The 23,337-nt window shown below is 63.2% G+C and carries 26 protein-coding genes; 12 read left to right on the top strand and 14 right to left on the bottom strand.

Annotation, left to right across the window (positions count from 1 at the left end; genetic code table 11):
- Nucleotides 1–241 precede the first annotated feature (241 nt).
- Nucleotides 242–1,651 (top strand): D-alanyl-D-alanine carboxypeptidase, encoded by a 1,410-nt coding sequence (locus M729_RS0110725; RefSeq protein WP_013531777.1) that lies wholly within the window; start codon nt 242–244, stop codon nt 1,649–1,651.
- 46 nt (nt 1,652–1,697) lie between these two features.
- On the opposite strand, the gene M729_RS0110720 is transcribed toward M729_RS0110725, so the two are convergent.
- The 4 genes from M729_RS0110720 to M729_RS0110705 all read right to left on the bottom strand — a co-directional run bounded on the left by M729_RS0110720 (nt 1,698) and on the right by M729_RS0110705 (nt 5,129).
- Nucleotides 1,698–2,396 (bottom strand): DnaJ domain-containing protein, encoded by a 699-nt coding sequence (locus M729_RS0110720; RefSeq protein WP_027161547.1) that lies wholly within the window; start codon nt 2,394–2,396, stop codon nt 1,698–1,700.
- Nucleotides 2,396–3,127, bottom strand: a complete 732-nt coding sequence (locus M729_RS0110715; protein ID WP_027161546.1) for a hypothetical protein — start codon at nt 3,125–3,127, stop codon at nt 2,396–2,398. The genes M729_RS0110720 and M729_RS0110715 overlap by 1 nt, the downstream gene beginning before the upstream one ends.
- 84 nt (nt 3,128–3,211) lie before the next feature.
- Complete coding sequence (locus tag M729_RS0110710) at nt 3,212–3,649, bottom strand: DUF1489 family protein (protein ID WP_027161545.1); 438 nt, start codon at nt 3,647–3,649, stop codon at nt 3,212–3,214.
- Nucleotides 3,650–3,725: 76 nt separating this feature from the next.
- Nucleotides 3,726–5,129 (bottom strand): L-serine ammonia-lyase, encoded by a 1,404-nt coding sequence (locus tag M729_RS0110705; RefSeq protein WP_027161544.1) that lies wholly within the window; start codon nt 5,127–5,129, stop codon nt 3,726–3,728.
- 178 nt (nt 5,130–5,307) lie between these two features.
- Here M729_RS0110705 and M729_RS0110700 point away from each other — a divergent pair, with 178 nt between their 5' ends.
- Nucleotides 5,308–6,021: a DUF599 domain-containing protein gene (locus tag M729_RS0110700; RefSeq protein WP_027161543.1), complete on the top strand. Its 714-nt coding sequence runs from the start codon at nt 5,308–5,310 to the stop codon at nt 6,019–6,021.
- Here M729_RS0110700 and M729_RS0110695 read toward each other — a convergent pair.
- The 7 genes from M729_RS0110695 to M729_RS0110665 form a co-directional block, all read right to left on the bottom strand.
- Complete coding sequence (locus M729_RS0110695) at nt 6,000–6,791, bottom strand: YdcF family protein (protein ID WP_024503482.1); 792 nt, start codon at nt 6,789–6,791, stop codon at nt 6,000–6,002. The genes M729_RS0110700 and M729_RS0110695 overlap by 22 nt on opposite strands.
- Nucleotides 6,792–6,798: 7 nt before the next feature.
- Nucleotides 6,799–7,245 carry a hypothetical protein gene (locus M729_RS0110690; protein ID WP_245267553.1) on the bottom strand — a complete coding sequence of 149 codons (447 nt, stop codon included), beginning with the start codon at nt 7,243–7,245 and terminating at the stop codon, nt 6,799–6,801.
- A gap of 85 nt (nt 7,246–7,330) precedes the next feature.
- Nucleotides 7,331–8,896, bottom strand: a complete 1,566-nt coding sequence (locus M729_RS0110685) for an amidase family protein (RefSeq protein ID WP_027161542.1) — start codon at nt 8,894–8,896, stop codon at nt 7,331–7,333.
- The gene (locus tag M729_RS0110680; RefSeq protein WP_013531786.1) at nt 8,896–9,351 is read right to left on the bottom strand and encodes a GNAT family N-acetyltransferase; all 456 of its coding nucleotides are present in this window, start codon (nt 9,349–9,351) and stop codon (nt 8,896–8,898) included. The genes M729_RS0110685 and M729_RS0110680 overlap by 1 nt, the downstream gene beginning before the upstream one ends.
- Nucleotides 9,352–9,358: 7 nt before the next feature.
- A complete protein-coding gene (gene gatC / locus M729_RS0110675; RefSeq protein WP_013531787.1) occupies nt 9,359–9,646 on the bottom strand; it encodes an Asp-tRNA(Asn)/Glu-tRNA(Gln) amidotransferase subunit GatC in 288 nt (95 codons plus the stop codon).
- Between the two features lie 130 nt (nt 9,647–9,776).
- On the bottom strand, nt 9,777–10,193 hold the full coding sequence (locus tag M729_RS0110670) for a hypothetical protein (protein WP_027161541.1): 417 nt from the start codon (nt 10,191–10,193) through the stop codon (nt 9,777–9,779).
- 24 nt (nt 10,194–10,217) lie between these two features.
- Nucleotides 10,218–10,925, bottom strand: a complete 708-nt coding sequence (locus M729_RS0110665; RefSeq protein WP_027161540.1) for a metal-dependent hydrolase — start codon at nt 10,923–10,925, stop codon at nt 10,218–10,220.
- A gap of 122 nt (nt 10,926–11,047) precedes the next feature.
- On the opposite strand from M729_RS0110665, the gene ruvX reads away from it, so the two are divergent.
- Nucleotides 11,048–11,554: a Holliday junction resolvase RuvX gene (ruvX, locus tag M729_RS0110660; RefSeq protein WP_027161539.1), complete on the top strand. Its 507-nt coding sequence runs from the start codon at nt 11,048–11,050 to the stop codon at nt 11,552–11,554.
- Here ruvX and M729_RS0110655 read toward each other — a convergent pair.
- From M729_RS0110655 to M729_RS0110645, 3 genes are all read right to left on the bottom strand, one after another.
- Nucleotides 11,472–11,813 carry a DUF6105 family protein gene (locus M729_RS0110655; RefSeq protein ID WP_013531791.1) on the bottom strand — a complete coding sequence of 114 codons (342 nt, stop codon included), beginning with the start codon at nt 11,811–11,813 and terminating at the stop codon, nt 11,472–11,474. The two genes, ruvX and M729_RS0110655, sit on opposite strands and share 83 nt — an antisense overlap.
- On the bottom strand, nt 11,813–12,382 hold the full coding sequence (locus M729_RS0110650) for a hypothetical protein (protein ID WP_013531792.1): 570 nt from the start codon (nt 12,380–12,382) through the stop codon (nt 11,813–11,815). The genes M729_RS0110655 and M729_RS0110650 overlap by 1 nt, the downstream gene beginning before the upstream one ends.
- Before the next feature lie 194 nt (nt 12,383–12,576).
- Nucleotides 12,577–14,205, bottom strand: coding sequence for a DNA alkylation response protein (locus M729_RS0110645; RefSeq protein WP_013531793.1), 1,629 nt, complete (start codon nt 14,203–14,205; stop codon nt 12,577–12,579).
- 193 nt (nt 14,206–14,398) lie between these two features.
- Between M729_RS0110645 and M729_RS0110640 the strand changes: the two genes are divergently transcribed.
- The 9 genes from M729_RS0110640 (at nt 14,399) to M729_RS0110600 (ending at nt 23,298) form a co-directional block, all read left to right on the top strand.
- Nucleotides 14,399–15,358 (top strand): aspartate carbamoyltransferase catalytic subunit, encoded by a 960-nt coding sequence (locus M729_RS0110640; RefSeq protein ID WP_013531794.1) that lies wholly within the window; start codon nt 14,399–14,401, stop codon nt 15,356–15,358.
- Nucleotides 15,355–16,641, top strand: coding sequence for a dihydroorotase (locus tag M729_RS0110635; RefSeq protein ID WP_027161538.1), 1,287 nt, complete (start codon nt 15,355–15,357; stop codon nt 16,639–16,641). Before M729_RS0110640 ends, M729_RS0110635 begins: the two co-directional genes overlap by 4 nt.
- A 60-nt stretch (nt 16,642–16,701) precedes the next feature.
- Complete coding sequence (gene plsY, locus M729_RS0110630; protein WP_027161537.1) at nt 16,702–17,289, top strand: glycerol-3-phosphate 1-O-acyltransferase PlsY; 588 nt, start codon at nt 16,702–16,704, stop codon at nt 17,287–17,289.
- Nucleotides 17,286–18,425: a DNA-processing protein DprA gene (dprA, locus tag M729_RS0110625; RefSeq protein ID WP_013531797.1), complete on the top strand. Its 1,140-nt coding sequence runs from the start codon at nt 17,286–17,288 to the stop codon at nt 18,423–18,425. The genes plsY and dprA overlap by 4 nt, the downstream gene beginning before the upstream one ends.
- A 145-nt stretch (nt 18,426–18,570) precedes the next feature.
- The gene (locus M729_RS0110620; RefSeq protein ID WP_013531798.1) at nt 18,571–19,455 is read left to right on the top strand and encodes a dihydrodipicolinate synthase family protein; all 885 of its coding nucleotides are present in this window, start codon (nt 18,571–18,573) and stop codon (nt 19,453–19,455) included.
- Nucleotides 19,456–19,478: 23 nt separating this feature from the next.
- Nucleotides 19,479–20,138 carry a GntR family transcriptional regulator gene (locus M729_RS0110615; RefSeq protein ID WP_013531799.1) on the top strand — a complete coding sequence of 220 codons (660 nt, stop codon included), beginning with the start codon at nt 19,479–19,481 and terminating at the stop codon, nt 20,136–20,138.
- A 62-nt stretch (nt 20,139–20,200) separates the two neighbouring features.
- Complete coding sequence (locus M729_RS0110610; RefSeq protein WP_027161536.1) at nt 20,201–21,538, top strand: sugar ABC transporter substrate-binding protein; 1,338 nt, start codon at nt 20,201–20,203, stop codon at nt 21,536–21,538.
- Complete coding sequence (locus M729_RS0110605) at nt 21,538–22,476, top strand: sugar ABC transporter permease (RefSeq protein ID WP_013531801.1); 939 nt, start codon at nt 21,538–21,540, stop codon at nt 22,474–22,476. Before M729_RS0110610 ends, M729_RS0110605 begins: the two co-directional genes overlap by 1 nt.
- Nucleotides 22,477–23,298, top strand: a complete 822-nt coding sequence (locus tag M729_RS0110600) for a carbohydrate ABC transporter permease (RefSeq protein WP_013531802.1) — start codon at nt 22,477–22,479, stop codon at nt 23,296–23,298. It abuts the gene before it with no gap.
- The last annotated feature ends 39 nt before the right edge of the window (nt 23,299–23,337 follow it).

Below are 23,337 nucleotides of genomic sequence, written 5' to 3'. Positions count from 1 at the left end.
CTTGTGCAATGCAAGATAATATATTGTGCGCCGCACAAAAGTCAAGATTTCGCGGGCTTGCGGACCCGCCTGCGCAGCCAATGGCTAAAAATCGAATAAAGAGAGCTTCAAGCACGAAGAAAATGGTGAACGCGGCGGTTACCATAAACGGATTGGTAACGCTGCGCCGGTAGCTTGGCCGGAAGCGAGGCAGGACCCTTTGCCGCCTCCAACGCAACGAAGAAATCCAAGGGAAGTACCAGTGCGTAAGGCGTTGTTGGGCATCGTTTCCAAATCCACCTCCCCTCTCAAAACGATGATGATCATCGCCTTGGCGATGACATTCGTTTTTGGAGACGTTGCCTCGTCGCTGGCGGCCAAGCAGGCGGCCATCGTCGTGGATGCCAAGACTGGCAAGGTGCTTTACTCCGCAGATGCCAACGGCAGGCGCTATCCAGCTTCGCTGACCAAGATGATGACGCTGTACCTGACCTTCGAAGCGATGGCGAAGGGCAAGATCAGCAGGAATACGCCAGTGGTGTTTTCCGCCAAGGCCTCCGCCGAGGCGCCGACGAAACTTGGCGTGAAGCCGGGCGGTTCGGTCACGGTCGAGACCGCGATCCTGTCGATCGTCACCAAGTCGGCGAACGACTCGGCCACCGCGCTCGGCGAAATGCTCGGCGGCAATGAAACCACTTTTGCCCGCATGATGACCGCCAAGGCGCGTGCGCTGGGCATGAACGGCACCGTGTTCCGCAACGCCAATGGCCTGCCAGACCCTGGCCAGTTCACCACCGCGCGCGACATGGCGACCCTCGGCATCGCGCTGCGCGAGCATTTTCCGCAGTATTACGGCTATTTCTCGCAGCGCTCCTTTCTCTACGGGCGTCAGCGCATCAACGGTCACAATCGCCTGCTCGGACGCATCAAGGGTGTCGACGGCATCAAGACAGGCTACACCCGCGCCTCCGGCTTCAACCTCGTCTCGTCGGTTTCCGACGGCAATCGCCGCATCGTCGGCGTGGTCATGGGCGGCAGTTCCGGCCGCAGCCGCGACAATCAGATGGCCAGCTTGATCAACACCTATCTGCCGAGGGCATCGACTCGCGGCGGTGGCGATCTGGTGGCCAAGGCCGGCGGCAACAACCCGGTCACCGCCCTCGCCCAGGTTCTCCTGCCCAAGCATGACGCTCCGACGCCCGATGACAAGCCTGTTGTGGCGCAGGACGACGCCACCGTCGCCGAGGACGCCACGGTCGCGGAAGACGATACCCCGCAGGCCGAAGAAGCAGCCCCCGTCGTCAAGACCAGAAAGGTCAAGACCGTCATCGTTTCAGCTCCCCAGGTCGCGACGGCCCAGGTCGTCGCTGCCTATGCCGAGCCAACGCCAGCGGCCGTCGACCCGGTCAACACGGCGTCGGTGCCGTCGGGCTGGGCCATTCAGGTCGCCTCGTCGCCAAAGCAGTCCGAGGCACAGGCCTTCCTCGACAAGACCACCAAGCAGGCGCCCAAGGTGCTGGCCGACGCCTCCGGCTTCACCGTCGCCTTCGACAAGGACGGCGTCACCTACTACCGCGCCCGCTTCGGCGGCTTCGGTTCGAAGACCGCCGCCTGGAAGGCCTGCACCGCTTTGAAGAAGAAGAACATCGAGTGCTACGCCGTCCAGCAGTAGGACGGCGTGGAAATCATCTCCCGGAAAAATTCTGCGTCGAAGGAGACTAGTTGTGATTGGAGAGCAAGACGTCCTTGGCTTCGTTAATCCGCGCCGCCAGGAAAGACGTGCCGCCGACATCGGGGTGCAGGCGCTGCATCAGGCGGCGGTGCGCCTTGCGGACATCCGCCGCGGCGGCCCCCGCTTCAAGACCAAGGACCTTGTAGGCCTCCTCCTTAGTCATGGCGCCCGGACCTGGCGCAACACCCAGCCCTTCGCCACCGTTCGTCTCAGTGTTTTTGCGCCAGACGGGAAATCTGCCGTCAAGATACGTCTCTAGCAACTGCCGGCTCTCCGGATCACCGGAGAGTTCGCGGTAGAGATGCTGCAATTCCATCAGCCCCATCGCGCCAAGCATCTTGCCTTCGTGGCGGCCAGCCAGGACCAGTCCTTCGAGGCCGCCGGTATCGTGATCGAGCTCCATTTCCAATGCCGCTGTGCGCACCGTCGAGCGTTTGCCCGGTGCAAGCCCCGCCGGCTGGCGTTTCATTCGCATGGAACCATACCAGGCAATTGCCGCGGTGAGGATCATGCCGCCGATGCCTTCACGGCCGACCACCAGCACGGCGACGCCGACAACTGCCAGAAGAGCCGGCCCGAGCGTTCGCAGCGTGCCCGCCAGTTTCGCTGGCTCGGCACGCAGAAAGATCGTCACCGCGCCGAGCAGCAGCAAAAGCAACGCTACAAAAGCGATGATTGCGCCCATTATTTTCCGCCGCCCCGCAGATGCTCGATCATCAGCCGGTCTTCCGGCCTGCCTCTGGCTTCGAGCGCCTTCAACCCGCCGGTCGCGAACACGGCGACAGCCGAAAGCAGTCCGGCCAGGGTCGCGGCAGCCCGCCGATCAAACCGGAACCAGGCCCCCTTGGACAGCCGCGCAACCTCTTTGAACGCCTTTTCCGCGCTGGAATCATGGCCTTCCTGAAAGACGAAGACAGGAACGCCATGAAGGCCGAGGCTGCCGGCCTTTTCGGCCAGATCGTCGATATCCTCTTCCATCGCATCGCCGATATAGACCAGCGCATTGACCTTAGCGGTTGCCGTCTGTTTCAACGCATGCGCCAGCACCTTGCCGATCTGGGTATGACCGCTGCGGCACTCGATCCGCGTCATCAGCTGCTTCAAGGCATTGGTGTCGCTCACGAAAGCGGACGAACGGCACTCGCCAAGACCGCGAAAATAAACCAGTTGCACGCTGAGGGTTCCTGCCTTGCCGACGGCGTCGAACATCTGGCCCTGCAGCGTGCAGGCCAGATCCCATGTCGGCTGGCGGCTCATCGTCGCGTCGAGAGCAAGGATCAGCCTGCCCGAACCGGTCGCCGATGCGGCAAGTGTCCTCGCCTGGCGAATGAAGGCGTCGATCTCGCCAGCGTTGGATTGAGGCTTGATCGGCGCAGGATTGGTCCTCGCTGGCACAGGTTGCTTCTTATCGCTCATAAAAAACAAGATGTGGCGTTGCCACATCGCTTGCAAGCCCCACATCGGGTGGCACAAAGGGCCAGACGGTGATGCCACCTGAGGTCAGAGCAGGCCGAGATCGGCAAGCTCGCGCCTGAGTTTCGGCGGCATCTCGATCAGTCCGGCCTTGCCCTTGCCCAGATCGAGCGGCGCGTCGGCCGGCTTCAGATAGCGCCAGCCCTGAAAGGCCCGGCGCGGCTGCCAGTCGGTTCGAACAACCTTCGGGTCGAGAATCAGGTGGCAGCGGCCGATGCCTTCACTATCGGTGAACGGCCGGATCTCGGTGATCAGTTGGCGGCACTGCACATTTCCTTTGATCACCCAATAGAGCGAACCGCCATCGGTGACCTCGGCGCCGCGCGTCGGCATCATGCGCGTGGTGTGATATTGCTCGACCGGCTCACCGGCGCGCCGCCGCTCGTCGAGGCGGAAGGCGATCCACTCCTCGAGATCTTCGACGCTGTCGCAGCCGACACAGAGTTTTATGAGATTGAGAGACATCGCTTAAGGTTAGTCCCGCATGCGGACGCGTCAACGACCGGATCGACTTCTCCACAGTGGCAGTTTAGGCCAGCCTTCAGCATTCCACGACATTGACGGCGAGCCCACCCAGGCTGGTTTCCTTGTACTTCTCGTTCATGTCGAGGCCGGTCTGGCGCATGGTCTCGATCGCTGCATCGAGAGGTACGAAATGGGTGCCGTCGCCCTTGATGGCCAGTGACGCTGCCGTCACCGCCTTGACCGCGCCCAGCGCATTGCGCTCGATGCACGGCACCTGCACCAGCCCGCCAACCGGATCGCAGGTCATGCCGAGATGGTGTTCGAGCGCGATCTCGGCGGCATTCTCGACCTGCTCGGGCGTACCGCCCATGACGGCGCACAGGCCGGCCGCCGCCATTGCCGATGCCGACCCGACCTCGCCCTGACAGCCGACTTCGGCGCCGGAGATCGAAGCATTGGTCTTGATGATGCCGCCGACGGCAGCAGCCGTCAGCAGGAAATCACGAATGCTCGGCTGGTCCGCCTCGGGATGGAAATGCAGCCAGTAGCGCAGCACCGCCGGCAGCGTGCCGGCCGCACCGTTGGTCGGCGCTGTGACGACCCGGCCGCCAGCGGCGTTTTCCTCGTTCACCGCCATGGCGTAGATCGACAGCCAGTCATTGGCGAGCAAGGGATTGGGCTTGTTCTGCTGCCATTGCTCCTGCAGCTTGTCATGCAGCATGCGGGCACGGCGGCGCACCTTCAACCCGCCCGGCATGATGCCGTCCTGCGACAGGCCACGGTCGATGCAGCCTTTCATGGCGCTCCAGATGCCGTCGAGGCCGGCGTCGAGCGCCTCGCGCGTCATCTGCGTCTCCTCGTTGACGCGTTTCATGTCGGCGATGGAAAGGCCGCTTTTGCTGGCCATGGCCAGCATCTCGACCGCATTCTTGAACGGATAAGGCACTTTCTTGCCTTCCGTCGTCACCGATCCCTTGGCCTTCATCCGCTGCAGTTCCTCTTCGGAAACCACGAAGCCGCCGCCGATCGAATAATAGATGCGCTTGAGCAGCAGGCGGCCGCCGGAATCATAGGCGTAGAACGCCATGCCGTTGGCGTGTCCGGTGAGCGGCGTCTTGCGGTCCAGCACCAGATCGGTGGCCGGATCGAAGCGATAGGTGGGATGGCCGGGCGGCGAAATGCGCTTTTCGGCGGCGATGCGGCTGGCAATGCCATCGGCCTGGTCGGGATCGACCGTCTGCGGCGTCAGACCGGCAAGGCCGAGCATGACGGCGCGGTCACTGCCGTGGCCGATGCCGGTATAGGCGAGTGACCCGTGCAGGCTGGCGCCAAGGCGGTCGACCTTCACACCCGCCGGGCGCGGCCAGTCATTTCCCGCGACCTCGTCGAGAAACCGCGCCGCGGCGGTCATCGGTCCCATCGTGTGCGAACTCGAGGGTCCTATGCCGATCTTGAACAGGTCGAAAACCGAAAGGAACACGCGGCGTTGTCTCCTGGAGTCAGGTCGAGGACTACATATAGGAATTCCCACGATGTTTCCGCTCTTTTGGAAATCGCGGCGCTGCACCCGCCGACCTTGTTTGCTCCGGCAGCGACATTGGCACGATCGCTGAATGCGGACATCGAAGCGATCGCCCTGAATGTGATAAATTCAGGCCATGGGCGATTCCCTCGATCTTTCGACAGCCGATCTCGCGGCGCTGGCCTTCTTCCTCGTCGCGTGGCTGCTGCACACGTTTGCCTCCGACGGCAAGCTTGTCAGCCGGATGTCGCTGACGACGGCGATGAATGCACAGCGGCAAGCCTGGATGCGGACCATGGCCGAGCGCGAGATCCGCATCGTCGACACCGCCATCATGAGCGGGCTGCAGCAAGGCACCGCCTTCTTCGCCTCCAGCTCGCTGATCGCGATCGGCGGCTGCTTTGCCCTGCTCGGCGCGTCCGACCGGGTTCTTGAAGTGCTCAGCGACCTGCCTCTGGGTGGCGCGCCGTCGCGCGCGGCCTTCCAGATAAAGGTGTTTGGGCTGGTGCTGATCCTGGCGTTTTCGTTCTTCAAATTCGGCTGGGCGTACCGGCTGTTCAATTATTGCACGATCCTGATCGGCGCCGTGCCAATCCCGCATGGCGAAGCCTCGCGCAATCCGGTCACCGAAACGGCGGTGTGGCGTGCGGCGCAAATGAACATGCTGGCCGGAAAGCACTTCAACTCCGGCCTGCGCGGCGTGTTCTTCTCGATCGGTTATCTCGGCTGGTTCGTCGACCCCATGGTGTTCGTGTTGTCGACGCTGTTGCTGCTGGCGGTGCTGGTGCGGCGCCAGTTCTTCTCGGCGGCCAGGCAGGCGGTGATCGGTCAGCCACCCGGAAAAGGCTGATCGATCCGGCCTGACAGCCAGTAGGCAAAAAGCCCGATCCATTCCCGGATGGCCATGGTGGTGGCCTGCAGCGAATCGGCTGGATTGTCGCGGAACAGGCCGACGCCTTCCCGTCCCGAGGTGCGATAGTCGACCGGCCATGGAACGGTTGCAAAGCCGGCCTTGTCGAACAGCGCCTTGGCGCGCGGCATATGGAAGGCCGAGGTCACCAGCAGCCAGGTCTCGCCGGGCTTCGGCGTTACCAACTCCTTGGTGAAGACCGCGTTCTCATAGGTGTTGCGGGACTTGTTCTCCAGGATCATACGGTCGGCCGCCACGCCAAGCGCCGTGAGCAGGCGCGGCGCGGTTGCGGCATCGCCCTCGCCATCGAGAAACAACGCGCCGGTGCCGCCGGAGACGACCACCTTGGCGGTGGGAAAGCGCCGGGCGAGAATCGCGGTCTCGACCATCCGATCGCCGCTGCTGTTCAGCTCATAGCCGCCGCGCGCCAGATTGATGGCGCCCTCGAAGCCGCCGCCGAGCACGACGATGCCGTCGACCTTTTCCGGCAGCGGCGGCCGTTGAAAGCGCTCTTCCAACGGATTGAGCATCATGGCGCCGAGCGACGTCCATGCTGACAGTGCAAGGATCAAAAATGCCAGCACGCTGCCGGCGGCCGCTAACCGTCGGCGCCCGATCGTGACCGCGAGCAGTCCCGCCAGCAGCAGGAAGATCGCCAGGTTGAGCGGCTGGATGAAGAACCAGAAGATCTTGGAAAGGTAGAAGAACATTGGCTGCCTATCGTCGGCTCGAATTCTCACGACCGATGAAGTGCTCGACGGCACTTGTCACAGCCTCGGCCTCGGGCCGGCTCAACTCCCTGCCGAAAACAAGGACGCCGTTGGTGTTGGTCAACCTGATGACTTCCGACAGCCCCGCTTCATCCGTTGGATAGGTATGGTCGAGGATTTCGGCCTCAAGGTGCCCTTTCAAAGGCAATGAGGAACGATTTCGCACAAAACCCCTGACGTCGCGCACGGCTGCCACGTCGGTTAGCCGCAGGGTTTCTTTGCCGAACACCAGCCACATGAAATCCTTGCCGAGGAAGTAGGTGAAGAGGGCAATGATCGCAGTGAACGACAGCAGTCCGAGAGTGCCGCTGGCGACGTTTGCGGGCGACGTGTCGGTCAATCCCATGTAGCCGGTGTAGGCAACGATCGCGGCCCCAACCAGGACGAAGCCCATCCTGAAATCCGAGATGCGCGGTGGGTTGGTTATCAGCAGTTCGTCTTCCGTCTCGACGATGGAAATGCGAGACGGGGGCGGCATGCTACCACCACTTCTCCGGCTGGAACGTCCCCGCGGCCTGCTCGATGACGGCAGCGGTCTGGAACAGGGTTTCCTCGTCAAACGGCCGGCCGATCAACTGAAGCCCGAGCGGCAAACCCTTGGCGTCGAGCCCGGCGGGCACAGCGATGCCCGGCAGGCCGGCCATGTTCACCGTGACGGTGAAGATGTCGTTCAGGTACATCTTGACCGGATCGGCAGCCATGTCCTCGTCGGCGATGCCGAAGGCGGCGGATGGCGTTGCCGGGGTCAGGATGACATCGACGCCGGCGGCGAAGACAGTCTCGAAATCCCGCTTGATCAGATTGCGCACCTTCTGCGCCTGCAGATAGTAGGCGTCGTAATAGCCGGCCGACAGCACATAGGTGCCGATCATGATACGGCGCTTGACCTCACGGCCGAAACCGGCGGCACGGGTCTTCTCATACATGTCGACGATATCCTTGCCCGGCACGCGCAAGCCGTAGCGGACGCCATCGTAGCGGGCGAGATTGGACGAAGCCTCGGCGGGCGCCACGATGTAATAGGCGGGCAGCGCGTATTTCGTATGCGGCAGGGAAATATCGACGATCTCGGCGCCGGCGTCCTTCAGCCAGGCAATGCCCTTCTGCCACAGCGCTTCGATCTCTTCGGGCATGCCGTCGACGCGGTACTCCCTGGGAATGCCGACCTTCATGCCCTTGATCGGCTTGCCGATCGCGGCCTCATAGTCCGGTACCGGCATGTCGACCGACGTCGTGTCCTTCGGATCGACGGAGGCCATCGACTTCAGCAGGATCGCGGCATCGCGCACGTCACGAGCGATCGGGCCGGCCTGGTCGAGCGACGAGGCGAAGGCGACGATGCCCCAGCGCGAGCAGCGGCCATAGGTCGGCTTGATGCCGACCGTGCCGGTGAAGGCGGCCGGCTGGCGGATCGAGCCGCCAGTATCCGTCGCGGTCGCGCCGGCACACAGGAAGGCCGACACTGCGGTTGCCGAACCGCCGGAAGAACCGCCCGGCACCAGCTGCGCATTGTCCAGGCTGCGCGCGGTCCTGGTGCCGCCGGCCGAGACGAAGCCGCCATCACCCTGATGCGTCGTCGGCATCACCACCGTGTCTAGGCGCGAGCGCCGCCACGGATTGATGACCGGGCCATAGTAGGACGTCTCGTTGGACGAGCCCATGGCGAACTCGTCCATGTTGAGTTTACCGAGCATGACGGCGCCGTCGGCCCACAGATTTGACGTAACGGTCGATTCGTAGCGCGGCTTGAACCCGTCCAGCACATGACTGCAGGCCTGCGTATGGACGCCTTCGGTGCCGAACAGGTCCTTGATTCCGAGCGGGATGCCTTCCAGCGCACCGCCCTCGCCCTTGACCAGCCTTGCGTCGGACGCCTTGGCCATGTCGCGCGCCTTGTCGCCTGTCACCGCGACATAGGCATTGAGCGCGGGATTGGCGCGATCGATGGCCGAGAGATAGGCCTCGGTGATCTCGGTCGCGGTGATTTCCTTGCCGTGCAGCTTGGCGCGGGCCTGTGAAATCGTCAGCTGGGTCAGGTCGCTCATCAAAGGCTCTTTTCGTAAAACACCGACCACTCGGAATCGGGATAATCCAGCACCGGGCCGCAACGCGAAAACCCGGCGCGTTCGTAGACGGTCCACGCCGCGGGGTGACGGTCGCCCGTCTCCAGCACCAGGCGCTTCAGCCCCTCGTTGCGCGCCAGCGCCTCGACCTGCTCGACGATTTTCGCGCCGATCTTCTGCCCGCGATGCGAGGGCCGCGTGTACATGCGCTTGACCTCGCCGACAGCGCCGTCATGGCGTTTCAGCGCACCGCAGCCAATGGCCATGCCGTTGTCGCGGGCGATGAAGACAGTCGTGTCCTCACCAGCCATCTGCTCGACCGTCAGATGGTAGCAATGCTCCGGCGGCGTCAGTTCGAGCAAGGTCTGGTTGAGTTCCTCGACCAGGCCGCGCACGTCGTCCTGCAGTGGCGTTTCAATGGCGATGTCGATTGCCATCGGCCGGTTACTCCACGACCTTCGGCACGAGGAAGAAATTCTCTTCGGTCGCCGGCGCGTTGGCGACGATGTCAGCTGCCTTGCCGCCGTCAGTAACAACGTCCTGACGCTTCTTCATGTCCATCGGCGTCACCGAGGTCATCGGTTCGATGCCGGAAACATCGACCTCATTCAGCTGTTCGACGAAGCCCAGAATGGCGTTCAGCTCGCCGGTCATCCGTTCGGCATCTTCCTCGCTCACCGCAATGCGGGCGAGATGCGCGACGCGCTTCACTGTCTGAAGATCTACGGACATGTTTTTGCCTCGGGGAAAACCAGTTCGGGCTATAGCGGCGCCGCGCGCGCTGCGCAACATGCATCGTGCGAGAGACCAGGCTGCGGCGGCGGCCTAGTCTTCGGCCATCGATCCACGCACAGGATGATGTCTACGGCAGGGCAACGCCCTCGCACAAATAGTAGCTGCCGCTGTTGCCGCTTGCTTCGCTTTCGTCGTTGACGGGCCGGACCGACACGAGATCGATCTGCTTCTCATTCATTTGCGTCACCGAGAGGACATCCGGGAAGACATAGCCTGGTTCCTGGCAGAGGGCCGTCACCGCCCAGCTCGGCGAAGCGGTCGCCTTGCTGACCTGCAGAAACTCGCAATTGTATTCGACGCTCTGCAGGCCGTGCGCCGAAAGCACGATGTTGCCGGCGTCGATCAGCGTTTGCAGCGTGTCCTTTTTGGCCTGCGTGCAAAGCTCTTCGGACTGAAGGTAGACGCCTTCGATGAAATCATCCGCGGCGACCGCGGGCGACGCCGCGACAAACATGGAAACGCAAAGAGATCGCCCCAATACCATGGATTTATTCCACTTTAGCTGTTTCTAGATCGTAATCGTCTCACCGATTTTCGGCAACGCCACCCTTACACCGGATCCTTCCAGGCCGGCCTCGAACTTATCGGCGGTCGGGTCGATCATCGGAAACGTGCCGAAGTGGCAGGGCACCACGGTGTCGAATTTGAAGAAGCGCCGGCAGGCAAGTGCCGCCACCGCGCCGCCCATGGTGAAGCGGTCGCCGATCGGCACCAGGCCTATCTTCGGCTCATGCAACTCGTTGATCAGCGCCATGTCGGAGAAGATGTCGGTGTCGCCCATGTGATAGAGCGTTTTGTCTTCCGCGAAATGCAGGACGAGGCCGCCCGGATTGCCGAGATAGGTGTTCTGGCCGCCCTCGCCCGGGAACGAGGATGAGTGCAGCGCCTGGACAAAAGTGGTGGTGAAGCTGCCGCAATCGACGGTGCCGCCGATGTTGCCGGGATTGATCTTCTTGTCGCTGACGCCCTTGCCGACCAGATACATGCAGATCTCGAAATTGGCGACGAGCTGGGCGCCGCTTTTGCCGAGCACCTCCACCGCGCCGCTGATGTGGTCGCTGTGGCCATGCGTCAGCAGCACATGCGTGACACCCTCAGCCGGGCCCTCCCAGCCACCCGTCCATGACGGATTGCCTATCAGATAGGGGTCGATGAGGATCTTGGCATCAGCGGTATCGATCCGAAAGGCCGAGTGGCCGTACCAGGTCAGTTTCATGAATGCATTCCTCGATTTTTGACTTGCCAAAGGATAGAACGCCAATGGCCCCGAGATCAAAGGGTTACTTGTCCGCCGCGCGTTTGACAAAACACCTGGTGGTGAAAGGCGAAGGACGGCCGGTGGGCATTATCACGATCGAAGAATTGCCGGCGCGGTTAGCCGGCGGCAAGACGCTGGCGGGGCTTGACCTCGGCGACAAGACGATCGGCGTCGCGGTCTCGGACCAGAGGTTTTCCTTCGCCCATCCGCGTCCGGTCATCATGCGAAGGAAATTTTCGCTCGATGCGGCGGTGCTGCTCGCCTTGCTGCAGAAGGAGAATGCCGGCGCCGTGGTGATTGGGCTGCCGATCAACATGGACGGCTCGGAAGGTCCGCGTGCGCAGAAATCTCGCGCTTTCGTCCGCAACATGGCGCAGATAAGCGACCTGCCCTTCGTGCTCTGGGATGAGAGGCTATCGACGGTCGCAGCCGAAAGGACGCTGATCGAGATGGATTTCTCGCGCCGCAAACGCGCCGGCAAGATCGATTCGGCGGCAGCCGCGTTTATTCTGCAGGGAGTTTTGGACCGGCTTCAGTCGCTCCACGCATCCGCTCGAACGGAACCGGACCCGCCCAGCGCTGTCTGACCCAGCCGGCGATTTCGCGGCGACGGCGGAATGCCCAAAGCGCCATCAGCAGCAACCCGTCGAAGACGCACGTCTTCGCCACCATGCCGGGGATGATCGCCGGATCGATGCCGAGCATCTGACCGTAGAGCTGGAAGAAGAAGTCGTGCATCTGTCGGCTGAGCATCGCGTAGCCGAAATTGATGTCATTGGCCGACAGATAGAACCAGCCCCAGAAAATCGCCATCGGCGCCGCCCAGAATCCGAAGATGTAGCGCATCAGCGGCCTCCCCTGGGATTGGAGCCGGTTTTGGACACCGTTCGGCCTGATATGAGTGAAAGCAGCGAATTGTGGGCTGCGGCTTTTGCCATGCCGTGCGCGACGGCATGGATCTCGCCTTCGCCCGAAGCCGCTGCCGCAACCACGGACCGCCGTTCGGCAAGCATGGCGACATAGGATGCCAGAAGTGCTGCCAGCTGCACGGCAACAGCCATGAACAGCCCGTTTATGCCTTGCGCAGCACCCCCGATGACGATCAGCGACAACACGCCGGACGCGCAGATGAAGGCGATGCGGGCAACGCTGTCGGCGTCCGGGCTGGTCGCGTCGTTGACCAGGGCTTCGACAAAGGCCCAGAAAAACAGAACCGCGACGACCAGCAATGCGGTGGCAAGCGGCGCCACGACAACGAAATTGTCGAGGTTGACGAAGCGGGTACCCTCGATTGTGGCACCGATCACGCCGAGCGCCGCCGCCACACCACGGTTTCCGTCGATGCAGATGAGCGCAAGCAGGGCGAAAACAATCGTCCAGTGCAAGGTCAGAAAAGAGGTCAGTACCTGTCGCATCGGTGTTCCTGCTTCGCAAAGCAGGAGACGGCCAATCTGAACCATTGCCTGCTTGCGCCGGGACAGTGGGCCTTGCCGCTCGCCATCGCAACGGAAACCATTTGTTAAGGTTAACGGAAATTAGCCATATGCGAGAGGATACGGACCAACGCCTCAAAACTGTGGATGGCGCCGGTTTTTGCGATGCTCGCGGCTCAGTTCACTGGCGGATAGAGCGTGTCGATGATCATGCGTGCATCGTGGCGCGAATCGATCATGCCATAGGTGTTGCGCCATTGGCCGGCCAATCGCGTCTCGACGAAAGCGTCGGCGATCCGCCCTGCCCCCAGACGGCGCAATTCTGCCGCCGCAGCCGACAGAGCCAGCTGCTCGGTGAGCAGCCGAGCCGAACCTTCGTCGGTTGAAGCGACCTGCATCGCCGCCTTCAGCACGCCGATCGTGCCGCGTCCGCCGGCGCCGAGATCGCGGTCGATGCCGGCCAGCACATCCTCGAACAGGCCGGGCGCACGGCCAAGCACGCGCAGCACGTCGAGCGCCATGACATTGCCCGAGCCCTCCCAGATCGCGTTGACCGGGGCCTCGCGATAATAGCGGGCGAGCGGCGCCTCCTCGACATAGCCATTGCCGCCGAGGCACTCCATCGCCTCATAGAGCAAAGGCGGCGCGATCTTGCAGACCCAGTATTTGACGACCGGCGTCATGGCGCGGGCAAACGCCGCTTCACCGCGGTCGCTGGCCGCCTCGTCGAAGGACCGCGCCAGCCGGAACGACAGTGCGGTGGCGGCGGCGACATCGAGTGCCATGTCCGCCAGCACGCGCTGCATCAACGGCTGCTCGATCAGGGTCGAACCGAACACCTGACGATGGCGGGCATGATGAACGGCCTCGGCGAGGCCCGCGCGCATGATCGCCGACGAGGCGATGGCACAATCGAGCCGGGTGAGCGTCACCATGTCCATGATCGTCTTCACACCGGCACCGGGTTCGCCGACCATCTCGCCGATGGCATTGACGAATTCGACTTCGGAGGATGCGTTGGAACGGTTGCCGAGCTTGTCCTTCAGCCGCTGGAAGCGGAAGCCGTTGCCCGAGCCGTCACCGAGAACGCGCGGTACGAGGAAGCACGACAGCCCCTCCGGCGCCTGCGCCAGCACCAGGAAGGCATCCGACATCGGCGCCGACATGAACCATTTGTGCCCGGTCAGACGATAAAAACCGCTGCCGGCGCGTTCCGCCCTCGTCACATTGGCGCGCACATCGGTGCCGCCCTGTTTCTCGGTCATGCCCATGCCGAGCGTCAGCCCGGTTTTCTCGACCGGCGGCTTTTGGCTCTGGTCATATTTGCGCGTCGTCACGCGCGGCGCCCATTCACGAAACAGTTTCGGGCTTGCCATCAAGGCCGCCAGCGAAGCATTGGTCATGGTGATGGGGCACAGATGCCCGGTCTCGAGCTCCGCCGTCAGATAAAACCGGGCGGCACGGACCTGATGGCGGCGGCCGATCTCGGTGTCGCCGTTTTCCCACACCGAGGAATGCAGCCCATTGGCCACGGAGCGGCGCATCAAGGCGTGATAGGCGGGATGGAACTCGACCACGTCGATGCGCCGTCCTTGGCGATCATGCGTCCTCAGCTTCGGCGTCTCGACATTGGCGAGGCGCGCCAGTTCCTGCGCCTCCTGCGTCAGCACGAAACGGCCGAGACCGTCGAGTTCCCGGCGCACCGGATCGGAAAAACGCTCCGCGAGCTGGATCAGCAACGGATCGCCCCGCCAGGCGTTGCCGCCCGTCAGCGGCGGCGGCTGGTTCGTCACGTCGTCGGTCACGCCCAATCCTTCTATCGTCAGAAAGCCACGAATCCGAGGCTGTCGGCTAGATATAGCCAAGCCATGCAGCGCGCGCGATGAAAATACCGGCCGATACAATCGGCCATCTACACGAAAAAAATGAGGAGAACGGCTCCAATGCAAAGCTGGCGCTTGCAGCCGCAAAGTCTCCACCCTATAGCAGCCCCTTGAGATGACCGACGCTTCGTCCCCCTATCCTCATCGCCATCTTCTGGGCATCCGCGACCTTTCCCCTGCCGACATCGAGCTGTTGCTCGACAGGGCGGACCGGGCGGTCGCGATCTCGCGGCAGTCCGAGAAGAAAACCTCGACGCTGCGCGGCCGCACACAGATCAACCTGTTCTATGAAGCCTCGACGCGCACGCAGTCGTCGTTCGAACTGGCCGGAAAGCGGCTTGGCGCCGATGTCATGAACATGTCGGTGGCAAGCTCTTCGGTGAAGAAGGGCGAAACGCTCATCGACACGGCGATGACGCTGAATGCCATGCGGCCCGACATATTGATCATCCGCCACCAGTCGGCCGGTGCGGCCGCGCTTCTCGCGCAGAAGGTCGGCTGCTCCGTCGTCAATGCCGGCGACGGCGCGCATGAGCACCCGACACAGGCGCTGCTCGACGCGCTGACCATCCGCCGCGCCAAGGGCCCGCTGTCGAAGCTGATCGTGGCGATCTGCGGCGACATCCTGCATTCGCGCGTGGCGCGCTCCAACATCATGCTGCTCAACGCGCTCGGCGCGCAGGTGCGCGTCGTTGCGCCGTCGACGCTGCTGCCCACCGGCATCGAGAAGATGGGCGTCATCGTCACCCGTTCGATGGCCGAAGGCCTCAAGGACGCCGATGTGGTGATGATGCTGCGCCTGCAGCGCGAGCGCATGGAAGGCGCCTTCGTGCCTTCGGTGCGCGAGTATTTCCGCTATTTCGGCCTCGATGCGGAAAAACTGAAGGCGGCCAAAGACGACGCGTTGGTGATGCACCCCGGACCGATGAACCGTGGCGTCGAGATCGCTTCGGAAATCGCCGACGGCCCGCAAAGCGTCATCCAGGAACAGGTCGAAATGGGCGTTGCTGTGCGCATGGCGGTCATGGAAGCGCTGCTCGATCCCCGTCGCAACCAAGAGGGCCGCGGCGCATGAGCATAACGGTCTTTGAGCGCGCCCGCATCGTCGACCCCTCGCGCGGCATCGACGAAGTCGGCGCCGTCATCGTCGATGGCCGCAAGATCGTTGCCGCCGGCAAGCCAGCGCTCAACCAGGGCGCGCCCGAGGGCGCCACCATTATCGACTGCGCCGGCAAGGCGATCATTCCAGGCCTGGTCGATGGCCGCGTCTTCATCGGCGAACCGGGCGGCGAGCATCGCGAAACCATTGCGTCGGCGAGTGTCGCGGCGGCGGCTGGCGGCGTCACCTCCATCGTCATGATGCCCGATACCGACCCGGTGATCGACAATGTGGCGCTTGTCGAATTCGTGCTGCGCACCGCCAAAGACACGGCTATCGTCAACGTCTTTCCGGCTGCGGCGATCACCAAGGGCCTCGACGGGCGCGAGATGACCGAGTTCGGCCTGCTGCGCGAAGCCGGCGCGGTCGCCTTCACCGATGGCCGCCACACCATATCGAGTGCGCTGGTGATGCGCCGCGCGCTGACCTATGCGCGCGACTTCGGCGCCACCATCGTGCATGAGACGCAGGATGCGGACCTCGGTTCATCCGGCGTGATGAATGAAGGCCTCTACGCCAGCTGGCTCGGCCTTTCCGGCATTCCGCGCGAGGCCGAATCCATCCCGCTGGAACGCGACCTTGCGCTGGCGCGGCTGACGCGCGGTTCGTACCATGCGGCGAAGATCTCGACGGCGATGGCGGCAAACGCCGTGACGCGTGCCAAGGCCGACGGGGCGACGGTGACGTCGGGCGTGGCGATCCACAATCTGTCGCTCAATGAAAACGATGTCGGCGAATACCGCACCTTCTTTCGCCTGACGCCGCCATTGCGTGCCGAGGAAGACCGGCTGGCGATGATCGAGGCGGTCAGGGACGGTACGATCGACGTCATCGTCTCCTCGCACGATCCGCAGGATGTCGACACCAAGCGCCTGCCCTTCGCCGATGCGGCGGCCGGCGCCATCGGGTTGGAGACGCTGCTGGGCGCGGCCTTGCGGCTCTACCACAATGGCGACGTGCCATTGCTGAGGCTGATCGAGACCCTGTCCACGGCCCCGGCAAAACTGTTCGGACTGCCCGGTGGCACGCTGAAGCCCGGCGCTGTCGCCGATCTTGCGCTTGTCGACCTCGACGAACCCTGGATCGTCAGCGAAAGCGGCATTCGTTCGCGCTCAAAAAACACCTGTTTCGAAGGTGCGCGCCTGCAAGGCAAGGTCTTGCAAACGCTGGTTGCGGGCCGCACAGTGTTCTCCGTCTGAGCCGGACAACCCGCGCACCGCGCCTGATCCGGCCAAACTGGGGGAAATGCGGGGGAAACAATGACTTACAGCCTCATCCCAGCGCTTGTGTTCGGCTATCTCCTGGGCTCGATTCCGTTCGGGCTTCTGCTCACCCGCGCGGCCGGCCTTGGCGATGTGCGCCAGATCGGCTCGGGCAACATCGGCGCCACCAATGTTCTGCGCACCGGCAACAAGGGCCTAGCCGCGGCGACGCTGTTGCTCGACGCGCTGAAGGGCACGGCCGCCGTGCTGATCGCTGGCTATTTCGCGCCTGACCTGGCGATCTGGGCCGGTCTCGGCGCCTTTCTCGGTCATCTCTTCCCGGTATGGCTGGGCTTCAAGGGCGGCAAGGGCGTCGCCACCTATCTCGGCGTGCTGATCGGCCTTGCCTGGCAGGTGGCGCTGATCTTCGCCGTCGTCTGGCTGGTGATGGCATTTCTCTTCCGTTATTCCTCGCTTGCGGCGCTGACGGCGGCGGTCATCGTGCCGATCGCCCTCTATTTCATGAGCACACCGCAGAATGCCGGGTTGTTCGCAGTGATGAGCATCATCGTTTTCATCAAGCACCGGGAAAACATTTCGCGCCTGCTTGCCGGCACCGAGGGCAAGATCGGAGCCAAGGGATGAGCGAGCCGACCGCCGGGCCGCGCCTCAGCGACCGGCAGCGGCTGAGCTGGCTACGACTGATCCGCACCCAGAATGTCGGCCCTGCCTCCTTTCGCGACCTGATCAACCGCTTCGGCTCAGCCGAAGCGGCGCTTGAAATACTGCCGGAACTGATGATTTCGGGCGGCGCCATCCGGATCGCCCGCATCCCGTCCGTTGCCGAGGCCGAGGCCGAACTGGAAACAGCTGGAAAGGCCGGCGCCCGCTTCGTCGGCATCGGTGAAGCAGACTACCCACCCCTCTTGCGCAACATGGATCATCCGCCGCCCCTGCTGGCGGTAAAGGGCAACGCAGCTGTTTTCCGGCTGCCGGGTGTCGCCATAGTCGGGGCACGCAACGCGTCGCTGGCCGGCATCAAGATGGCGCGCATGCTGGCAGCCGACCTCGGCCGCGACGGCTACGCAATCGTCTCCGGCCTGGCGCGCGGCATCGACACAGCGGCGCATCAGGGCAGTCTTGCGACCGGCACGATCGGCGTGCTGGCCGGCGGCCTCGACCAGCCTTATCCGCCTGAAAATGCAGGCCTGTGCGAAGAGATTGCCGAGCGTGGCGCCATCATTTCGGAGATGCCGTTCGGCTGGCAGCCGCGCGCTCAGGATTTTCCGCGCCGCAACCGCCTTGTCGCGGGTGCGGTCCTTGGGCTGGTGGTGGTCGAGGCAGCGCAACGCTCTGGGTCCCTGATCAGCGCCAGGCTTGCCGGCGAAATGGGCCGACTGGTCTTCGCTGTACCGGGCTCACCGCTCGATCCACGCGCCGCCGGCGCCAATGGCCTGCTCAAGGATGGCGCCACCCTGGTCACCGAGGCATCGGATATTTCCAGGGCAATCGCGCCGCTGACCGGCATGCGAGCGCCCGACGTGCCGCCGTTCGAAGAGCCGCCCGACTTCTTGGCCGCACCACCGCCCGGCGAAAGCGACCGCGCCCGCGTCATCGAGGCGCTCGGCCCGACCCCAGTGCCGGTCGACGAGATCATCCGCCATACCCGCCTGCACCCGGCCCAAGTGTTCATGGTGCTGCTGGAACTCGACCTCGCCGGCCGGCTAGAACGCCATGCCGGCGGCAATGTTTCGCTGGTGTTGGGGGATTCTTCTGTCTGACCGACATCTCCGGTGTGACGCTGTTCGCTTCCCAGCAAGAAGATTCGCCCACGTCATCCGGGGCAGAAAATTCGCACCAGACCGATTTACAACTGACATGTTAGTGAGATATCACTGCCTTCGAACTTCTTTTCGGAGACCCCCGGTGACATCACGCTTTGGCCTTTCAGCCGCCCTTGCCACGCCTTTTGACGCCTCCGGGCAGATCGCCACCGCCCTCATGGTCGCCCAGGCCAAGCGTTGCCTGGCGGAGGGGTGCACCAGTGTTACGCTTTTTGGCACCACCGGCGAAGGCGCATCGGTTGGCACCGGGGAGCGGCGGTCGGTGACCGAAGCCATGCTGGCTGCCGGCATCCTGCCGCATCAGCTTGTTGCCGGCGTGCTGGTCGATGCGGCCGAAGACGCCGCTGAGCAGGCCCGGCATGCCTTGCAGCGCGGCGCCCGCAACATTCTGCTGGCGCCGCCGAGCTACTTCAAGAATGTCGGCGACGATGGTCTTTTCGGCTGGTTTTCCACTGTCTTTGCCGTGCTCGGTCCCCTCGCCCGTGGCGTTCTGCTCTACAACATTCCGTCGGTCACCATGGTGCAGCTCTCGCTTGACCTGATCGGCCGATTGCGTACGGCTTTTCCGGATGTCATTGCGGGGGTCAAGGATTCCGGCGGGGATTGGGACTACAGCGAGGCGCTGCTCGGCGCCCATGGCGATCTGGTGATCTTGATCGGTGACGAGCGGCATCTGGCACGAGCCGTGCGAATTGGTGCTCAAGGCGCAATCTCCGGCATGGCCAATTTCGTTACCAGCGAAATCCGGGCCATGGCCGAGGACGGGCGCGACGACACACGTGTCGAGCGTTTCGTGCTCGAATTGCTCAAATATCCGGTCACGCCGGCGGTGAAGGTCATGGTGGCGCGCAAGACCAGCGACGACCGCTGGCTGGCGGTCCGTCCGCCGCTGGAGCCGATCGGTTCGCAGGGGAGACAACAGCTGGCTGACGCCTATGACAGACTGTTTGCCAGGGAATCAGCCTGACCGGCAAAGGGATACGCGCTGAAATGGAAGACGGCGGCGAACCGACCACGCTTAGGGAAAAAGCCTATGCCAGCTTCACGCGGCATTTGCTGGCCCGCGATCTGCTGCCGGGCCAGTTCGTATCGCAGCGCGAACTGGTCGCCTTCACCGGTCTGCCGCTCGGCGCCATTCGCGAAATCGTGCCGCGTCTCGAGGCCGAAGGGCTTCTGACGACGATCCCGCAGCGCGGCATGCAGATCGCCCATATCGACATCAGCCTGATCCGCGAGGCTTTTCAGTTCCGCCTGTTCATGGAGCGCGAAGCGGTGGCGCTGTTCACCGCCAGCGCTTCCGATGACGAACTTGCCCGCCTGCGGCGCGAACACGAGGAGATGCTGGCTCAAGCCCTTTCGCAGGCGCCGACGCCGGAAATGGAGGCCAGGGCGCAGAGCATCGACTGGGCGATGCACGACACTTTCATCGATGCGCTGGGCAACGAGATCATCGCCAAGGCCTATCTGGTCAACTCGGTGAAGATCCGGCTGATCCATCAGGAGCGCTTCCGCATCGACGGGCGCGTCGTGCCGGTCATGCGTGAGCACCTTGCGGTCATCGAAGCCATGGAAAGCCGCGACCCGCAGAAGGCGGTCGAGGCGATCAGCCTGCACATCGACAAGGCGCGCCGGCTGGCGCTGCAAATCTGAGGAAGCATGAGCCGCGTCGCGGTCGCGACGCATTCGACAACGACAGCAACCGGGAGGAAGAAATGTCGTCCAATCTGTTCAACCCAACCAGGAGGCAACTCCTCCAGGGAACCGCGGCACTTGCCGCCGCCGGCCTTGTGGGTGTTCGCCCAGGCTTTGCCGCGGCCGTCGACTGGAAGCGCTTTGCCGGCACGACGCTTGACGTCAATCTGGTGAAAAGCCCGCGCAGCGACACCCTGATAAAATATCTCGCCGAGTTCGAGGAGTTGACCGGGATCAAGGTCAATGCCGAGGCAACGCCTGAGCAGCAGCAGCGCCAGAAGACGGTGATCGAATTGAGCTCCGGCAAGCCGAGCTTCGACGTCGTGCATCTGAGCTACCATGTGCAGAAGCGGCAGTTCGAAAAAGGCGGCTGGCTTGCCGACATATCAGGCTATCTCGCCGACCCCACCCTTACCGATCCGGGTCTGGTCGAAAACGATTTCGCCGACGCCGGCATGCTGTTCGCCAAGGACGGTCAGGGCGTGCTGCGCTCGCTGCCCTTCTCGGTCGACTACTGGATCGTTTACTGGAACAAGGAGTTGTTCGAGGCCAAGGGCCTCAAATATCCCGAAACCTTCGAGCAGCTGGTGGCCGCGGCCGAGGCGCTGACCGACCCGTCGACCAATACTTACGGTTTCGTCGCCCGCGGCATCAAGAACGCCAACACGCCGGTGTGGACATCGCTCATGCTCGGCTACGACATGACGCCACTCGACGCTCAGGGCAAGCTGCGCACGACGTCGCCCGAGGCGATCGAGGCCGCCGGCCTCTACCAGCGGCTGATGACCAAATCCGCGCCTCCAGGCGTCACTGGCTTCAACTGGGCCGAAGCGCAGTCCGCCTTCCTGCAAGGCAAGATCGGCATGTGGTTCGATGGCGTCGGCTTTGCCCCGCCGATGGAAAATCCGGAAAAATCGCGGGTGGTCGGCAAGGTCGGCTATGGCGTCATGCCCAAGGGTCCCAAGGCGCACGCGGCTGGCACCTTCGGCGACGGTATCGGCGTGACGGCCACCAGCGAGAAGAAGGAGGCCGCCTATCTGTTCTGCCAGTGGGCAGTGTCGCCGGTCATGGGCGCGCGCCTGCTGCAGGCAGGCGCCGGCGTACCGTTCCGCAAATCGGTGCTCGAAGATCCAAAGGTGCGCGAAGGTGTCACCATGCCGGCAAGCTGGCTCGATGCGGTGGTCGGCTCCGGCAATGTCAGCCGGCTGTCGCTGCCGGTCATTATCCCGGTCACAGAGTTCCGCGACATCTACGGCGTGGCGCTGACCAATTTGATCGCCGGCGCTGATCCCGCCGAGGAGTTGAAGAAGGCTACCGACCAATTCCAGCCGGTCCTCGACAGGAGCGAGCAAGGCTGATGTCCGCCACCACCCCAGAACGCACCGGGGTGACGACGCAAGCCATCGAAGGGAGCCAGACGATCCGGCTGGCTCCCAACTACTGGCCTTTCGTCGTTCCGGCGCTCGTCGTCGTCGGCGCCGTGATCGTCTTTCCCTGGGCCTTCACGCTGTGGATGAGCGTCAACCGCTGGACGCTCGGCCAGTCGCGAAGCTTTGCCGGGATGGAGAATTATCTGCGGCTGGCGTACGACCAACGCTTCTGGGAATCGCTTCTCCATACGTTGAGCTACACCTTCCTTTCGGTTGCCGCGCCGATGTTGCTCGGCACCATCGCCGCCCTGATCTTCGACGCCAGGTTTCCGCTGCGTGGCCTGCTGCGCGGCGTCTTCGTGATGCCTATGATGGCAACGCCCGTCGCCGTGGCGCTGGTCTGGACGATGATGTTCCACCCCCAGCTCGGCGTCCTCAACTATCTTCTGTCGCTGGTCGGCATTCCGGCGCAGGAATGGATCTTCAACGCCAACACGGTCATCCCGTCGCTGGTTGCGGTCGAGACCTGGCAGTGGACGCCGCTGGTGATGCTGATCGTGCTCGGCGGCCTGGCGTCCGTGCCGCGCGAGCCGTTCGAAAGCGCCGAGATCGACGGCGCCAATGCCTGGCAGCAATTCCGCTATCTCACCTTGCCGATGATCGCGCCGTTCCTGATGATCGCGGTGATCATCCGCACCATCGACGCACTGAAGAGTTTCGACATCATCTACGCGATGACCCAGGGCGGGCCGGGCACGGCCTCGGAGACCATCAACATCTATCTCTACAACACCGCCTTCTCCTACTACGACATCGGCTATGGCTCGGCCATGGCCGTGGTGTTCTTCATCGTCATCGTCGCCCTGTCCTTCATCCTCCTGATGTTGCGCCAGCGCTCGCAGTGGATCGGCGTGGAGGGCAAATAGATGAGTTCACGACTGCTCAACCGGATCGGGCTGTTCTTCGCGGCCCTCGTCTTCGTCTCGCCGGCGATCCTGTTCTTCCTCTGGATGATCTCGCTGTCGCTGAAATTCGAGATCGACAACGGCGCCTATCCGCCGATCCTGATCCCCGAACATCTCGCCTGGTCGAACTATGCAAAAGTGTTCGAGGAGAACAATTTCCTGCTCTATCTCTGGAATTCGGTTCTGGTGACCGGCACGGCGACGCTTTTGGCGCTGCTGATCGGTGTGCCGGCCGGCTATGGCATCGCGCGGCTCAAGGCCGAGCGATCGGCGGTGGTCATCATGATCGCCCGCATGACGCCGGGGCTTTCCTATCTCATCCCGCTGTTCCTGCTGTTCCAATGGGTCGGCATTCTCGGCACGCTGTGGCCGCAGATCATCATCCATCTGGTGGTGACCGTGCCGATCGTCGTCTGGGTGATGATCGGCTATTTCGAGACCACCCCGATGGAACTGGAAGAGGCCGCCAACATCGACGGCGCCAGTTCCTGGCAGGTGTTCCGGCTGGTCGCCTTGCCCATCGCCAAGCCGGGCATAGTGGTCGCCTTTATCCTGTCCGTCATCTTCTCATGGAACAATTTCGTCTTCGGCGTGGTGCTCGCCAGCCGTGAGACGCGCACGCTGCCGGTCGCCGTCTACAACATGCTCTCCTACGAGCAAGTGAGCTGGGGGCCGCTCGCCGCCGCGGCCCTGGTGGTGACACTGCCGGTACTGGTCCTGACCATGTTCGCACAAAGGCAGATCGTCGCCGGACTGACCGCGGGCGCCGTCAAGGGCGGCTGAAGGCACGCTACGGCATCGCACTCTTTTTCGAGGAAAACC

The organism is Mesorhizobium sp. WSM1293 (assembly GCF_000513875.1).
Classification (GTDB): Bacteria; Pseudomonadota; Alphaproteobacteria; order Rhizobiales; family Rhizobiaceae; genus Mesorhizobium; species Mesorhizobium ciceri.
The sequence above is the reverse complement of the archived record's forward strand: the minus strand, read 5'-3'. Positions and strand labels throughout refer to the sequence as shown.